General features: G+C 56.0%; 1 protein-coding gene. It reads left to right on the top strand.

Annotated features, from left to right (window positions below; genetic code table 11):
* The coding region (locus tag BFQ04_RS00020) for an immunoglobulin-like domain-containing protein (protein ID WP_139111874.1) at positions 1–291 on the top strand (291 nt) is incomplete at both ends.

Raw genomic sequence — 291 nt, 5'->3', positions numbered from 1 at the left:
ACAAAGCGGGCAGTGACGTCACTCTGAAACTTGATAATGGCTCCTCGATCACCATCAAAGCCGGCGATACCGTCGGCACAGTGACTGTGCCTGCGCCTTCCGATGACGTGTTCATCGATAAGAGCACTCAAACCGTTCAGATCACCGAAACCACTGGCGGCAACTTCGAGAAGCTGGAAGTTGCAGGCAACGGTGCGACCACCACGATCAACGACACCATCGACAAGGTCGATGTGGTTCTGACTGCAACCACCACCGTCGGCGAAGGCGGCAACATCGTCTACACCGCCA

It is taken from the genome of Pseudomonas sp. 37 R 15 (assembly GCF_900004865.1).
Taxonomy (GTDB): Bacteria; Pseudomonadota; Gammaproteobacteria; order Pseudomonadales; family Pseudomonadaceae; genus Aquipseudomonas; species Aquipseudomonas fluorescens_AM.
Note: the sequence above shows the minus strand (reverse complement) of the source record. Positions and strands in the feature narration are given on the sequence as shown.